The following is a 14744-nucleotide window of genomic DNA, read 5'->3' as shown; positions in this document are numbered from 1 at the left end:
TGACCAAGAGTCTAACAGTCGCTACATTTTCAGAATAACGATTGATTCTAGAATCGGATTACATTCCGAGAGGGCTGACGCCTATGACTGCAACGGAGTCCCGTCTCAAGGAGTCACCTGAGCTGCCGGCCTACGAGCCGCTGCAGGATGTCCACGGAAAGCTCACAGCCTGGGGCGATCCGGCATTTGAGAAGCTCTGGCGTGGTTGGACCACCGGGTTCGCGCGGTTTCATCAGGACCTGGAGTTTGAGCACTTCCTCGTCGGGACCTCGACCGCGGTGGGCGCGCTCTATACGGGAACGGCGGAGATTGGCCTGTTCGGCCGCGAGATGCGAAAGCTGGAGCGGACGTCGTGGAAGCGGGTGTTCAGTCATCAACCGGTTGGATTCAGTATCGCGACCGGCGCTTTCGACACGTTCGCCAAGACGGTCGCCGTCGCCGTTCTGGTGAATTCGGACAATCCGGTGACAAGCTTGACATTTCAGCAGCTCGATGCGATCTATTCGTCCGACCGCAAACAGGGTGGATCCACACCGATCACGACCTGGGGACAGCTTGGACTCACCGGGGAGTGGGCAGACAAGCCGATAAAAATATACGGCCTCGATCCCGACACCGGCACCGCCCAGCATTTCCAGATTCGGGTCTTGCAGGGCGGCAGGTGGTCTCCCCTGGCACAACTTCCACCAGGCGCACCGACCCAGATGTATGCCGGCTCTGGAGGCCACGCGGCCGACGCGCTGGTGACCGCTCTTGAACAGGACCCCTACGCCATCGGCCTGGCCGGTTTTCGCAACCGGACCGCCAAGATCAAGGCGGTTGCCCTTTCCGAATACGACGGACCGTTCGTTGAGGGAACCCGCGAGACGACCGCCACCAGGGCGTACCCCCTGAGCCGATCCGTGTATGCCTTCGTCCGCGAAGCGGAAGACACCACCTGGGTGCCGATGGTGCGGGAGTTCCTCAGGTTCATCCTCAGCCGCGAGGGCCAGGAGGTGGTCGCGCAGGAAGGCGACTACCTGCCGCTGCCTGCAGGGCACGTTCATCAGGAGCTCACCCGGCTGACGGACATCTCCTCCGCGACCTGAGCGCGGCATCCTCCAACAACCGAAGGGGAGGCGGCCTCGGCCGCCTCCCCTTCGATCGGCATTCGACCAACCCACGTTCGACGAAGAGCACGCTTCGTCGCGGTGGCCCATGCCGCCAACCAACAACCTCACCGCGTTGGGTGGTATTCGATCGCCAGGTGCGGCGTCATTTCCCGCTCGCCCCCGCGGTGCCGCGACGTCATGGCAGCGTCGATGATCCCGCTGGTGAGCAGCGTTCGTTCGATCGGGAACGGCGAAACCCCCGTCTGCATGAATTCGTCGATGAAGAACGCCAGGTGGTCGAAGTTCCACGTGGCCGGTTTCGGCGACCCCGGTGGCGGCACTGCGGCACCCACCATCGGAATGTCCGGCACCTTCGCGCCGGTTGGGGTCCAGGTGACCAGCGGCGCGTCTTGACCGCGCACCCGCATGGCAACAGAGCGGCGCAGCATGTATCCGGTCAGGAGCAGGATGGCCAGGCGGGTGCCGTCGACGTACTCAACCAGGAGCGCCTCTTCGCGACCTGCGGGCTTGGTGGGTGCTCCCAGCTCCGGTAACGCGCTCAACCGTCCGGCCGCGCGTTCCTTCTCGTAGTAGTCCCGAGGCGGGCCGTCGATGTGCGGCACCGCCGCCAGAGCGGCCTCCTGAAGGGAGCGCGACCAGGCCTGGCCCGACTCCCACGCGTCCCAGAACGCCTTGCCTGAAAGGAACCGCACGGCCGCGACACCCGTCTCGTGTCCATTTCGATGCTCGATCATGGACTGCACGAGTTCGAGCGGATGAAAGATCGGCGGCTCGCCCCCGCCGGTCGCGAGTACGATGATTTCCTCGACGGTGGCTCCGGCAGGTAACTGGACCGGTGGACACCGCACCGTCACCGGCACGGACGATCCCGCCATCAGCGGGATGCCGACCTCTCTCGCCGTGTCATAGACATCCTTGATCTGCGTCCAGTTGTGACCGAGATGCTTGTCAATAAAGACCGGAACTCCACGTCCGTTCGCCGCACACACCCTCGCGATCTCGGAGAAGGACTCGTGCCGGCGGTCTACCGGACGGCCGCGCTCGTCGAACTGCTCGGGACGCCCACTTCGCCGGTTGCGTTCGGCGATGAGGACCACGCCGTCAACCGCGAGTTTCTCCCCGCCGCGGGTGAGTGCCCGCTCGATGCTGGAGTGAGTACGGACACCGCGCGCGTCCGCCCGATCCTGCCCGACATCTGTCGGCCCGGGATCGCTCACATGCAGGGAGGCGACGTGCACGTGCGGACGCAGCGGGGTCCACATGAGTTCGTAGCCGTCGCAGAGCTTTGTCACGATGAGGTCCGCGTGCGAGCGTTCCCAGTACTCGTTGACGATCGCGGCGATCTTCTTCATGGTCGCGCAACCTCCTGCTGGTCCGGACGGGTGGCACTTGCCCCCACTGTTTCGGCACTCGCCGGCTCATGCAGCCAGCACCGGACCCAATGGCCGCCACCCAGGTCGGACACCACCGGAGTGGTGTCGCGGCACACCGGCATCGTGTGCGGACAGCGCCCGGCGAAGCGGCAGCCCTCCGGCGACGGCCTTCCCCCCGCGCGCGGAGGTCGACCCTCAGTGCGAACTCCACGCTTGCTCGGGTCGGGAGCAGAGGAGATGAGCAACTGGGTATACGGATGAGCTGGCCGTTGGGTCAGCTCCTCGCTGGGCCCGCCCTCGACCAGCTGCCCGAGAAACATGACCAGCGTCTCTTCGGCGAAGTAACGTGCGGAGGCGATGTCGTGCGTGATGTAGAGAATCGCCAGCCGCTCCTGCACCTTCAGAGCCGCCAGCAGGTTGAGCACACCCAGCCGGATCGAGACGTCCAGCATCGATACCGGCTCGTCGGCAAGGAGCACCAGAGGGCGTGCGGCGAGTGCGCGGGCGATCGCCACCCGCTGCAGCTGCCCGCCGGACAACTCGTGCGGGAACTTCTCGAGGTATTGGTTCGCGGGCGTGAGTTGTACGCGGGCAAGCAGATCCTCCAGCACCTGCGCCGTCTGGTCTCGCCCCCGGGCGTAACCGTGGAGGCGGAGTACGCGCGTCAGCTGATACCGGATCCGGTGCGTGGGATTCAGGGAAGCGAACGGGTCCTGGAAGATGAGCTGGACGTTCCTGGCGTACGCCCGGCGCGCTCGCGCGAACCTTGGCCGCGTCGGGCGGCCGTTCAGCCGAACCTCTCCCGCGGTTATCGGGTAGAGATGCGCGAGCAGCCGCGCGACCGTGGACTTTCCGGACCCGCTTTCGCCGACGAGCGCGACCGACCGCCCGGGGCGCAGGGCGAGGTTGACGCCATCGACCGCGTAGAGCACCCTTCCCCGGCGGTATCCCGCGCCCCGCTCTGACCTGACCTTGAACAGTTTGGTCAAACCCCGCGCTTCGAGCACTGGTACCCCGTCGAGCCCGTCAGGTGCCTTCATCGTTCCGCCCTCCCGGGGAGACTCGGAGATGCCTGCCGACTGTCCGTCGCGTTCAGCTCCGCGTGGGCCGCCGCCTCTCGCACCAGGCAGGCAGCTTGATGCCGTTGCCCCAGCGCGAACAACGCGGGGACGTCGCGGGAACACGCCGCGACGGCCTCGCCACAACGCGGGTGGAAGGGGCAGCCAGCTGGGAGCGCCCGCGGGTCCGGCGGCAGGCCGGGAATGCCCACCAGGGTCCGGTGCGGCCCGTGCAAGGAGGGAAACGACGACAGGAGCCCAGCGGAGTAAGGGTGGCTGGGCGTCTGGCACAGAACTTCGGCCGGAGCTATCTCCACCACCTTGCCGGCGTACATCACCGCGATGGTGTCGGCGATTTCGGCGAGCAACGAAAGGTCGTGGGTGATGAAGATGACCGAGCAGTCCAATCGCGCCCGCAACTCCATCACGCGGGCGAGAATCTCGCGCTGCACCACGACATCCAGTGAGGTGGTGGGTTCGTCCATGATGATGACCTCGGGCTCGAGCACGAGCGCCATCGCGATCATGATCCGCTGACGTTGCCCGCCGGACAACTGATGCGGATAAGCGGAGAGCCGCGCCACGTCGATGTTGACCAACTCGAGGAGCTCCCGCGCCCGGGCAAGGCACTGCCGCCGGGTCATCCCCGGCCGATGCGCCTCCAGCGCGTCAGTGAGCTGCGTTGCGACGTTCAAGACCGGGTTGAGGGAGCTCATCGCGGCCTGGAACACCACAGACAGCTCGGTCCATCGAAACTTCCGCAGCCGCTCTGGCGGCAACGCGAGTACGTCGATCCCCGGCTCCTGCCTGCCGGCGCCAGCGGGGTAGTACGTGACCTCGCCCGCGACCGTTCGCCCCGGTGGGCGGAGTAGCCGGCTCGCCGCGTACGCAAGGGTCGACTTGCCCGAGCCAGACTCGCCCGCGACGCCGAGCACCTCTCCTCTATGGAGCGTCAGATCGACCCCGTTGACCGCATGGATCGCGTGCGCTCCAGCACCATAATCGACCCGCAGCCCGCGAATCTCGAGCACGGCATCGGCGTCCGCAGGCGTCGCCGAGGGCCGCGCCGTCCAGTCAGTGCTCATTGCCCACCGCCCTTGCCCTCCCGAACAACCGCGCCGCTTTCAGGCCGGTTCTCAGTCGCGGGTTGATGACCTCATCGATCCCGAGATTGATGAGAGCGAGCCCACTGCCAAGGAACGCCAAGCACAGTCCCGGGGGTACGAACCACCACCACGCACCCAGCAGGAAGGCGTTGCTGTTGTCGGACCAGTAGAGAACGCTGCCCCAACTCCAGTCGGACACGTTTCCGAGGCCGAGGAACGCCAGACCGGTCTGCACCACGATGGCCGACGTGACGTGGAAAACGAAGCTGGTGATGACGATCGCGCTGACGTTCGGGAGGATCTCGAAACCGACCGTTCGCCAGGTCGGCTCGCCAGCCGCTCTTGCCGCCTGCACATAGTCACGTTGCCGGATCGAGAGCGTCTGCGCCCGCAACCGTCGCGCGCCATGTGACCACGTGGTCAGGGCGATGACAAGTGCGAGCAGAAGCCATCCGCCGTCACCGAGATAGGTGACGATCAGAATCTGGAGCGGAAGAACCGGTATCACCAGGAAGACGTTCGTCACCAGCGAGAGCACCTCGTCTGCGAGTCCGCCGAGATAGCCCGCGGTGATGCCAACGAGGATCGCGATCGCCTCGCCCACGACCGCCGCCGTGAAGCCAACCACGAGACTCAGCCGCGCCCCGGCCAGGACCTGTGAGAGAACGTCCTCGCCGGTGGCGGTCGTACCCAGCAGATGCTCGAGTGACGGCGGCTGAAGGACCGCGGCGCTGGTGGCCGACGGGTCGGCCGGGACGATCAGCGGGCCGAACACGCCCATGAGTATGAAGAACCCGGCCACCCCCAGACCTGCCACAACCTTGGGTGAGCGGAGCCACGGCGCCCTGGGGCGGCGGCGGGCGCCGCCTTGCGACACCAGGCCGACGTCGCTGGATGTGACCGTCACCTCCGCCGCCATTTCACGCCTCCCGGGTTCGTGGATCGAGCGCGAAGAACGCCAGGTCAGCGAGGAAACTGGCGATCAGCACTGTGAATGTGGTGATGAGCAGGATCCCCTGCAGCAACGGGTAATCCTGGTTATGGACCGCCTGGAACAACACATAACCGATCCCCGGATAGGAGAACACCTTCTCCACCAACAGCGCCCCGCTGACCACGAATCCCAGCTGCAGGGCGAAGCCCGCCACATTCGGCAAGATCGCGTTGCGCGCACCATAGGACAGCATCACCCGCCGACGGTGCAGGCCCTTCGCCTCGGCGACCAGCACGTAGTCCTCTGACAGGGTCGTCACCATCATGTTGCGCATGCTCAGCATGTGCGTGGCCAGCGACCCCACCACCATCGCCAACGCTGGTAGGACCGCGTGATAGAGCACACTGCCAACGAACGGCACGCTGACGTTGGGCAGCAGGTCCGACGAATAGCCGCCGCTCACCGGAAACCAGTCGAGGGTCACCGCGAAGACCGTCACAATGACGAGTCCCATCCAAAAGTGCGGAATTCCGCGAAGGAACGCACCCAGCGGGAGCACGGCATCGACCCAGGTGCCGCGGCGCCACCCGACCACGATGCCGGCGAACGTGCCGAGGATCCATTCGACCAGCGTCACCACTCCGAGCAGGACCAGCGTCCACGGCAGGGCATGAGCGATCACCGTCGACACCGGTGTCGGAAAGTAGGTGAACGAGAGGCCAAGGTTTCCGGTGAACAGATTGCGCCAGTACTCAACGTACTCCGACCACATGCTGGCGTTGGGATCGAGGCCGAACGCGATGTGTAGCGCGTTCACCGCCTGATCACTGAGTTGACCCTCGTGCCGCGCCATCACCGCCTCGACCGGACCGCCCGGCATCAGGCGCGGCAGGATGAAGTTCGTCGTGATCGCCGCCCACGCGGCGATGAGATAGAAGATCGCTCGCCGGAGAAGGAAATGCATTCGGCTCGCCTGCCTTCGACACTGCGTGAGGTAAGAGGCTTGCGGGAGGGTTCGGCATGTGCCGCGTTTGTCCTTCGCCCCCGTGTGGTCAGATCAGGGCGAGCGCACCGGGCGCAGCTTCGTCAGCACGATTTCCGAATTGACGCTGTTGGGAAGCGGCACCGCGTAGGGGTTGGATTCGCTCGGGAAGCCCGTAACCCGGTCGGTACGCCACAAACCGAGACCCGCCGTGAACATCAACGGGATGACCGGCACGTCCTCGACCATCAGCTTCTGCAGGCCGGCCAGCGCTTCCCGCTCGCCGGCGCTGCGAGCCGCGCTCGAGGCATAAAGCTTCAGCAGTGGACCGGCTTCAGGATTCTTGTAACGCTCGTAGTTTCGCTGGGTCCTCTTGCCAGGCTCGACAAGGAGCTCCTGACTGAAGATCCGGTTGAAGAAGTCATAGACGGCCGGAGTACCGCCATTCGGCCGCATCGTCAGGTCGAAGGTTCCGAGCTCGGTGTCCTCGCGCCAGGCGGACTGTTGCTCCGTCTTGACCTTCACCTCGATCCCAGCGGCCGCCCATTGCTTGACCATCACCTTCGACGCGCGTACGAAGTCGCCGAACGGGTTGTTGGTGGGAAGCAACATAGTGAGGCTGAGCTTGGCTCCCTTGGGCGTGCGGAACACACCGTCCGGCCCCATGGTGAATCCCGCGCCGGTGAGTAACCGTTTCGCGCCAGCGGGATCGGCCGAGCCATACCGCAGGTCGGCGTAGGCCGGAGCCAGCAGGTCGGCGCGGCTCTCGACATCCAAACCGGTCGGGGACTCGACCGGCGCGTTCTGGCCGCCGGTTCCGATCTTCGAGATCACGGTTCGGTCCAGCGCCAGGCTCATTGCCTGCCGCACCTCGGGTAGGTTCAGCGGATACACACTGTGATTCGGTATGACCATCACGACTGCTGGATTCGGTTTGGTGTTCCAGTAGCCAATCGACTTTGGATCGAGTTTCGCCACGGCCGCCGCGTCGACGCCGGTGGCGCCGATCCAGTCGACCTCGCCGGCTTGGAGGGCGGCGATCATGCTGCTGCTGGAGTCGAACGCGATGTACCGCACCGTCTTCACGGCCGGGAGGCCCTTTTGCCAGTACCCAGGGTTCTTCTCCAGGGTGATGACCTGCGACGTGAAGCTCTTCAGGCGGTAAGGCCCGGTGCCCACTGGGTTCTTGTTGGCGTAGGTGACCGGATCCTTGACCTCCTTCCAAAGGTGTTTCGGCACCGGCGTGGTACGCCACCACATGAGCTGGTAGGAAGGCTCCGTGAAGCGAATCTGGGCAGTGTTGGGGCCGGGCGCCTCGGCGCCCGCGAGCGGATAGCCGTTCGTGTTCAGGCCAGGAAACTTCCGGAGTAGTTCGAAGGTGAACGCCACGTCCTCGCCCGTCAACGGCTGGCCATCGGACCAGGTGACGTCCTTGCGGAGCTCGACCGTCAACGACTTGCCGCCGTCGCCCCACCGGAAGGACTCCGCAAGCCACGGCCGGGTCACGCCCTTCGCGAAGTCCTCCTGCAGAAGCGGTTCGTAGATCGACTGTGTTGAATACCCAGCGCCGTTGGCAGCGCCGAGCAGCAATGGGTTGTAGCCCCGAACGAACGGCCCGGAAGCCGCTCCAGCGACCTTGACAGTCACACCCGGATTAGCGTCGGGATTGGTCTTCGCCGTGCAGGCGCCGAGCAGCAGCAGGACCCCGACGACGGCGGCAATTCGTTGCACTGCGTTGATCACGGCGCTCCCTCCTTTGGGGACGCTGAGATTCACGTAGGTTGTGTCAAGTGCCGATGACGGCCGCACTACCGCGCGGCTGACCAGCTCAGTGCAGCCCTATGTGCCTTTCGACCTTGGCGAGCTGCTCAGCAGCGACATCCGCCGTTAACGGAAGGTACTTCCCGTCGTGTTCCTGGATCGCCTCCTGCGCCTCGCGACTGAGTACGTATCGCAGAAACTCACCGGCCGCCGGGTTGATGCGACCTCCCTTCACGTTCACGTAGTAATAGATGTCTCTGGTCAACGGATAAGACCGGTTCTGGACTGTGTCGAGAGTCAAGGCGACCGGAGCGCTCTCCGGCCCGGCGGCAAGCGGCACTGACTTTGTGTCAGCGTTCTGATAGCGGATTCCGGTGTACGCGATGCCGTACGGGTCGTTGGCGAGGGCCTCGATCATCAACTCCCCGGCCACCGTCATGGATCCGTCGGCTTTCAGACCGAACTGGTTGGCGTACATCACCAGGCGTTCGTTCCACTTGTAGGACCCTTTGAGCACCTTCTTGTCGAACTCGTCCGGGAAGTGGAAATGAAGGTTGTAGCCATAGACGTTGATCTTCTTGTCGGCCCATTCACCTGTCAAGCCTGCCTGGCCCCACGTCCGGATGTTGCCCTCTGCCCCGCGGGCGACGCGCTGGTCCCATTCCAGGCCCTTCCAACCCCCGCTGCGTTCGGCGCCGTAGATCCCATCCAACTGGTCGAGAGTCAGGTGGGTGAGCGGATTACTCTTGTGCACGAAGACGCCGAGGGCAAAGGTCCAACCGCTCACGTTGTACGACCCCGTGCACGCCACGATCTCCAATGGGACGCTTCCGCTGCCGCTCTGGTCGGCGTTCTGGCGTTCGGCACCCTTGAGTTCGGTCCACAGCGCCGCCCGTCCCATGGGGGCAAGGTCGGCCACCCCAGCGATCAGCCCCGGAAACGCCACCGCCGAGCTACTCAGGTTGTCCTCGAAGGTCGCCTGGGGATGGTACGTGCGAAACTGCTTCTCCCAGACGTCCATCAGTCCGCTCAGGGCGTAGTAGTTGTCGCCCCATTGGCGGATCGGCGATCTCACCCGGTGCTTCGGTTGGTAGGTGGGCAGGCCGCTCAGGTCGAACTTCTTTGTGTAGAAGCGTTGCTTGGCCCGCGCCGTGATGCCGAGGTTTCGCGCCCGGGCCAGCGCCTCAGGGTCTATACCTGTTGTTGGACCAGTGTTCGCCACCTGCATGTCCAGCCCCTTTCCCTCGACATTCCGGCGTTCTTCGAGTTGCTCCCGCAGCCTTCAGGCGTTCCGGTCCGTGAACAAGCTGACGGTGTTGTCCGCGTTGAGCACGAACAGAGTTCCGGGCTCGGTGTAGATCAGACCGCTGATCGCTCCTTGCGCCGGGTCGTGGCTTAATGTCGACGTCCCGACAATCCGGTCGGCCGGCAGGTCGATCACACTCAGCTGTCGACCGTCGCCGCTGACCACGAAGAGGTTCTTGTGCGTGTTGACGACCCAGTTGGCCGGGTGGTCGACGACCTCCACCGTGCGGAGTACGACGTGCTCCGTGCCCGACAGCACGCTGACTCCGCCAGGCGAACCTGCCGAGCCCGCGGACAGGACCCACATCTCATCGCGACCCGCGATCGCCTGCACGGGCAGCAGCCGGAACGGCGCCGCCTCGACTGGTATCAAGGCCAGGACCTCGTCGTCGCGGATGCGTACGACAGTGACCGTGCTGTCGCCGGCGTTCGCGGTGTAGATCGTCCCGTGCTCTCGGAATATCGCGTTGCGGATGGGTTGCCGGCCGACTGGAATCCTGCCGAGCACCGTGTCGGTCTTGTCGTCGAACACGGTCAGGTCATCGGAGTCGGCGCCCACCACGTATGACTTGCCGACGGGTTTGGTGATGGGCTTGTAGCTTGCGCCCCATGGTTGCCCCCACATCGGCCGACCTCCGACCGCCATGCTCGCAACGAGCGTGTGCTGATCGGTGTCGATGGCACTCACGGTCGCATTACCGAGGTTGAGGGTGTACATCCGGCTGCGATCGAACGCCGGCATCGTGCCGGTTGGCCGGCTTCCCGCCGGAAGACTGATCCGCGCGTGGATCGCGTGGGTGAGCGGACTGATGATCACCACGGCGTCGTCGGCGCTGAGCGTCACGCAACCGAGGTGGCATCCCTTGTCGAAGGAGAAGTGTGCTGGCCCCGCGCCGATCGGCAGCTCGTGGAGTATCCGACCATCGGCGTGGTCCAGAACGGTGATGGTGTTACCACCGGTATTGCAGACCCACACCTCGCCAGCTTCTTTGACGTATCCGATGTGGAGGTGTGGGCCCGCACTGACATCCACGGTGCGCGACTCGCGGAAGTCGACGGCACGGCCAAGCCGTTCGCCCATGGCGGTCATGCGGACGGCGCGAGGATCGTCACAGTGTCGTCCGAGTTGACCAGGAACAACCGATGGTCACTGGCGAACACCATGTTGCTCAAGGCGGACAGGTCAGGATCGTGGCTGAGCGGAGTTGTGCTGACCACTGCCATGGCCTGCGCGTCAACGACGGCGAGCTCGCGGGAACTCGTCCCGACCACGTGCGCGATGGCACCGTCGAAGAGCCAGTTAGCCGGCCGATCGACCGTCTCCACCGTGTGGCTGACGGTGTGAGTGGTGGAATCCACGACCACGACACCGCCCGGGCTCCGCTCGTCACCGCGCCCCAGCACCCAGATCTCGGGACGCCCGGTCTTCTTCTCCGCCGGCACCAGCCGGAAGGGGTCGATATCGACATGAGCTGTGCCCACAACCGATTCATCCTGCAGGCTGATCCCGGTGAGGGTGTTGTCCCCCAGATTGGCGGTATACATCGCGTCTCGCTCACGATAGACCGCGTTGCGAGCCGGACCCTTGCCGACGCCGACGGTGGCGAGCACCTGCCCTGTGCTCTCGTCGATCACGGTGACGTCATCCGAGCCCTCATTGGCCACGTGGATCTTTCCGCACGACTTCTTGTGCGGCTGACCCCAAGCGGGCTGTCTTCCGACCGGAACTGTCGCGAGCAGCCTAAGAGTGTCGGCGTCGAGGACCGAAACACTCGAGCCACCATTGTTGAGTACGTACAACCGATTCGTGTCCAGCAGCGGAACCATCGCGCCCGGTCCGCTGCCCGACGGCAGCGACACTGTCGACTCCAACTCAGCCTTCCGGACACCCACGACGGCGACCGCATCCTCAGCGAGCGTGACATACGCACGGTCGGAGCGGTCGTCGAGAATGATGTGCCGAGGCGTACCTCCCACCTCAATCGTGTGCTCAACGTCGCCGTCGCCGCCGTCAAGAACGGAGATCGTTCCGGCCTTGCCGTTGAGAACCCACACCTTGTCCGTCGCCGCCGAGTAGGTGAGGTGTCCGTGTGGGCCGGCGCCAACGTCGACCGTCGTCACCTCTGCCAGCGATGGGGAGAGTGCTTCTGACATACCAACCACCTCTCGTACTTTCGATGAAAGGACGATCACCCCGGGGTTAACTGTGGTCGACCGTACGAGTTAACGGTCGATCCCGTCAATGAGTAACGACCGTTAGTTGCCACGCCCACCGGAACTGGCCTCCCAGGTGTTGAGGTTCGCTGGGAGTCTTGTTACCCTCGCTCTGATGTATCACTTGTTACGTCGAAAGGTTGTTACGAACGGCTGCGGTCGTGTAAGCGGAGACCTATGAAAGGAGGCATCCCATGACGGGTGCCGCATGGGGGTTGGCGGCCGCGACGTTCGCGGCCTCATTCGTGGAGTTCGTCGAGGCGCTGACGATCGTCATCGCCATGGGAATGACGCGAAGTTGGAAGTCCGCGCTCGTCGGCGTCGGCACAGCGATCCTCGCCCTCGTCGCCTTCACCGCGGCGGCCGGCTACGCTCTGGCCACCTGGCTGCCGGAATCCCTCCTGCAGCTGGTCGTCGGAACACTGCTCCTGATCTTCGGCCTGCAATGGCTGCGCAAGGCCATCTTGCGCTCCTCCGGACTCAAAGCGCTGCATGACGAAGACGAGGAGTTCAAGGAGCAGACGGCGGCGGCGAAGAGCGCCGGCGAGGTCAACAAAGCCGGTCTCGACTGGTTCGCGTTCGTGGTTTCCTTCAAGGGCGTCTTCCTTGAGGGCGTCGAGGTGGTCTTCATCGTGATCACCTTCGGACTGTCCGCCAAGGACATGCCGGTCGCCATCCTCGGGGCCGGCGCCGCCGGCCTGATCGTGCTGACTGTCGGAGTCGCGGTACGCCGGCCGCTCGCCATGATTCCCGAAAACACACTGAAATACGGCGTCGGGCTGCTGCTAGCCAGTTTCGGCACCTACTGGGCGGTCGAGGGAATCGGCATCTTCGGTGCCGGCGGTGAAAGCCTCAGCTGGCCTGGCCACGACTGGGCGATCCTGGCGCTGCTCGCGACCTGGTTCCTGCTCTCCGTCGCCCTCGTCTCGACCTTCCGCCGACGTACGCGTACGCGCGAGATCGCGCCCACCGCGGAGGTGAACGCATGAGATTCCTCAAGGGCTTCGGGCAGTTCTGGTACGACTTCATCATCGGTGACGACTGGAAGATCGCTGTCGCAGTCGGGCTGGCCCTCGCCGTCGTCACGCTGGCCCTGGTGGCGGGCCTAACCTCGCCGGCAGTCCTGACCGTCGTTGGCGGCCTGCTCATCGTCCTCTTCTTCACCGCCAGCATTCTCATTGACACCCGTTCTCATCGCAGTTAGCTCACCCGTGGCGGACAGGATGGAAACCCATACCGAGCAGATGTTTGCCAGGCAACCCACGCAGTCGCCGTCGGCGCGGTCGGGCCACGACCGCGCCGACGGCGACTCTGCTTGCGGCCCGCTGAGTTGGTATCTCCTCGTCTACCGAACGCCATCGGGCTCCTCGCGCGCGCGGGTGGCGATCTGGCGGGATCTCAAGCGGGCGGGCGCACTCTATCTTCAGCACGCCGTCTGCGTGCTTCCCATCAGGCCGGAAGTACGCGACATCCTGACTGACATCTGCGGACGCATCGACTCACTCGATGGGTCGTACCACCTCTTCGAGCTTTCTGACATCGGCGCGGAGCAGGAAGATCGACTTGTCGACGGATTCCGGAATCTGGCCGGCCGCGAGTACGCCGAGATCATCGAGGAATGCGCCACCAAATTCGTCAAAGAAATCGAATTTGAGCGATTCCGCGAAAACTACACGGCCGAGGAGGCCGAGGAGATCCGGCAGGACCTGGAAAAGATCCACAGGTGGTTCGCGCGGGTCACCGAACGCGACTGGTTCGGCGGCAACGGACGGACCGAAGCGATGCGGCAGATCGCGCACTGCGAACGACTGCTCGAGGAGTTCGAGGAAGATGTCTATCTGCGCACTGCGCACGTCGAGACGACGACCGCCGACTCCGAATCGGCGGAGAGATAGTTATACCCAACGGCGAATGGCGTCGATCGTTGTCTCCGGGGAGGTGTTGAAGCAGAACCGGATCCCGGGTGCCGTCGCAGCCAGTAGGTTGATCAGCCGCTCGAACAGGATGGTGTGTTCGGGTGCCATTCTCACGCCAGCCCCGATCACGACTACATCGAAGTGCGCCTCGGACAGTCGTTCACGGATGAACTCCTCTGCCGCGTCCGGGTCGGTACCAATAGGGCACGACACGGCGTCGAAGCCCGCCGCTCGCAGAGCCCCCATGCCTTGCTCGATCCGTGCGGTAAGCGTCGCCTCGTCGAGGTCTGGATGTTTGCTGTAGTCGATAACGCTCGGATGAAGCCCGATCGTCAGAATCTTTGTCATGTTCGCTTCTACCACGGGACGAAGCCATTACGGTCGAAGAATCCTCCGATGGGCCCATCAGGGTCCAAGGTAGCTAACCGGATAACCGCCTCGGCGCCCTCGGCGACAGTATGATTACCGGTGTGATTGTTCAGGTCGGTGTCGCCGAGCGCCATCCATGACAGGCAAGACAGGCAAACGGCCAGGAAGACCAGCCATCCCTTGCCTGCCAGGCGGCGTACGGTCTCCGGCCCCAGGCCTTTGTTCGCTCCGGTGACCAGCGCCACCGTCTTGATCTCTGCTATGGGTTGAGCGTCGGTCAAGGTGCTCTGCCATGGGCGATGCTCGCGGCATCCGTCACCGAGTACGACGTCGCAGATGTCCGCTCGCTGACCTGATGGGTGCCGAGCTTCGTCGACGGGTGCGCCCGGTGCTGAGGCAATGTGCGCCCGCGCTGGTGACCACGGGTGCGGGCATCGACCCGCACATGGCCGGCATGCAGACCGGCTTCGTCCTCGCACCCGTACTCGCACGCTTCTTCCAGACCTGACCAGTACCCAGCGAACCAACCGTCCGGCGAACTCCGGTTAACGCTGCGGCTGATCCTGTGGTTGGTCCTGCTGATCCTGTGGTTGGTCCTGCTGCGGCTGCGGCTG

General features: G+C 64.4%; 16 protein-coding genes. 5 read left to right on the top strand and 11 right to left on the bottom strand.

Translation table 11 applies throughout. From position 1 onward, the window contains the following. Positions 1 to 41: 41 nt before the first annotated feature. Positions 42 to 1088, top strand: a complete 1047-nt coding sequence (locus B141_RS0116885; protein ID WP_157181067.1) for a PstS family phosphate ABC transporter substrate-binding protein — start codon at positions 42 to 44, stop codon at positions 1086 to 1088. Positions 1089 to 1216: 128 nt separating this feature from the next. On the opposite strand, the gene B141_RS0116880 is transcribed toward B141_RS0116885, so the two are convergent. The 9 genes from B141_RS0116880 to B141_RS45755 form a co-directional block, all read right to left on the bottom strand. After that, positions 1217 to 2464: a hypothetical protein gene (locus B141_RS0116880; RefSeq protein ID WP_020576353.1), complete on the bottom strand. Its 1248-nt coding sequence runs from the start codon at positions 2462 to 2464 to the stop codon at positions 1217 to 1219. Next, on the bottom strand, positions 2461 to 3525 hold the full coding sequence (locus B141_RS0116875) for an ABC transporter ATP-binding protein (protein WP_020576352.1): 1065 nt from the start codon (positions 3523 to 3525) through the stop codon (positions 2461 to 2463). Before B141_RS0116875 ends, B141_RS0116880 begins: the two co-directional genes overlap by 4 nt. Continuing rightward, positions 3522 to 4628 carry an ABC transporter ATP-binding protein gene (locus tag B141_RS0116870; RefSeq protein ID WP_020576351.1) on the bottom strand — a complete coding sequence of 369 codons (1107 nt, stop codon included), beginning with the start codon at positions 4626 to 4628 and terminating at the stop codon, positions 3522 to 3524. Before B141_RS0116870 ends, B141_RS0116875 begins: the two co-directional genes overlap by 4 nt. Beyond that, positions 4618 to 5556, bottom strand: coding sequence for an ABC transporter permease (locus tag B141_RS0116865; RefSeq protein ID WP_157181066.1), 939 nt, complete (start codon positions 5554 to 5556; stop codon positions 4618 to 4620). The genes B141_RS0116870 and B141_RS0116865 overlap by 11 nt, the downstream gene beginning before the upstream one ends. A gap of 13 nt (positions 5557 to 5569) precedes the next feature. After that, on the bottom strand, positions 5570 to 6547 hold the full coding sequence (locus B141_RS0116860; RefSeq protein WP_020576349.1) for an ABC transporter permease: 978 nt from the start codon (positions 6545 to 6547) through the stop codon (positions 5570 to 5572). A 93-nt stretch (positions 6548 to 6640) separates the two neighbouring features. Beyond that, positions 6641 to 8308, bottom strand: coding sequence for an ABC transporter substrate-binding protein (locus tag B141_RS0116855; protein ID WP_020576348.1), 1668 nt, complete (start codon positions 8306 to 8308; stop codon positions 6641 to 6643). Between the two features lie 85 nt (positions 8309 to 8393). Further along, the gene (locus B141_RS0116850) at positions 8394 to 9554 is read right to left on the bottom strand and encodes a PstS family phosphate ABC transporter substrate-binding protein (protein ID WP_020576347.1); all 1161 of its coding nucleotides are present in this window, start codon (positions 9552 to 9554) and stop codon (positions 8394 to 8396) included. Positions 9555 to 9608: 54 nt separating this feature from the next. Next, complete coding sequence (locus B141_RS0116845) at positions 9609 to 10712, bottom strand: YncE family protein (protein WP_157181065.1); 1104 nt, start codon at positions 10710 to 10712, stop codon at positions 9609 to 9611. 5 nt (positions 10713 to 10717) lie between these two features. Continuing rightward, positions 10718 to 11785, bottom strand: coding sequence for a YncE family protein (locus B141_RS45755; protein ID WP_020576345.1), 1068 nt, complete (start codon positions 11783 to 11785; stop codon positions 10718 to 10720). Between the two features lie 254 nt (positions 11786 to 12039). On the opposite strand from B141_RS45755, the gene B141_RS0116835 reads away from it, so the two are divergent. The 3 genes from B141_RS0116835 to B141_RS41115 are packed head-to-tail and all read left to right on the top strand — an operon-like array spanning position 12040 to position 13740. Further along, the gene (locus B141_RS0116835; RefSeq protein ID WP_020576344.1) at positions 12040 to 12834 is read left to right on the top strand and encodes a COG4280 domain-containing protein; all 795 of its coding nucleotides are present in this window, start codon (positions 12040 to 12042) and stop codon (positions 12832 to 12834) included. Further along, entirely contained in the window at positions 12831 to 13049 is a 219-nt protein-coding gene (locus B141_RS0116830) for a hypothetical protein (RefSeq protein WP_020576343.1), read from the top strand. The genes B141_RS0116835 and B141_RS0116830 overlap by 4 nt, the downstream gene beginning before the upstream one ends. A gap of 19 nt (positions 13050 to 13068) precedes the next feature. Beyond that, complete coding sequence (locus B141_RS41115) at positions 13069 to 13740, top strand: Chromate resistance protein ChrB (protein ID WP_237742719.1); 672 nt, start codon at positions 13069 to 13071, stop codon at positions 13738 to 13740. Here the strand turns inward: B141_RS41115 and B141_RS0116820 are convergent, their stop codons facing one another. Further along, positions 13741 to 14124: a hypothetical protein gene (locus B141_RS0116820; RefSeq protein WP_020576341.1), complete on the bottom strand. Its 384-nt coding sequence runs from the start codon at positions 14122 to 14124 to the stop codon at positions 13741 to 13743. It lies immediately after the preceding gene. Further along, complete coding sequence (locus tag B141_RS0116815) at positions 14118 to 14411, bottom strand: hypothetical protein (protein ID WP_020576340.1); 294 nt, start codon at positions 14409 to 14411, stop codon at positions 14118 to 14120. Before B141_RS0116815 ends, B141_RS0116820 begins: the two co-directional genes overlap by 7 nt. An 11-nt stretch (positions 14412 to 14422) precedes the next feature. Here B141_RS0116815 and B141_RS49355 point away from each other — a divergent pair, with 11 nt between their 5' ends. Beyond that, positions 14423 to 14638, top strand: a complete 216-nt coding sequence (locus B141_RS49355) for a hypothetical protein (RefSeq protein ID WP_157181064.1) — start codon at positions 14423 to 14425, stop codon at positions 14636 to 14638. Positions 14639 to 14744 lie beyond the last annotated feature (106 nt).

The organism is Actinopolymorpha alba DSM 45243 (assembly GCF_000373925.1).
Taxonomy (GTDB): domain Bacteria; phylum Actinomycetota; class Actinomycetes; order Propionibacteriales; family Actinopolymorphaceae; genus Actinopolymorpha; species Actinopolymorpha alba.
This window is presented reverse-complemented; position numbering and strand designations above follow the sequence as displayed.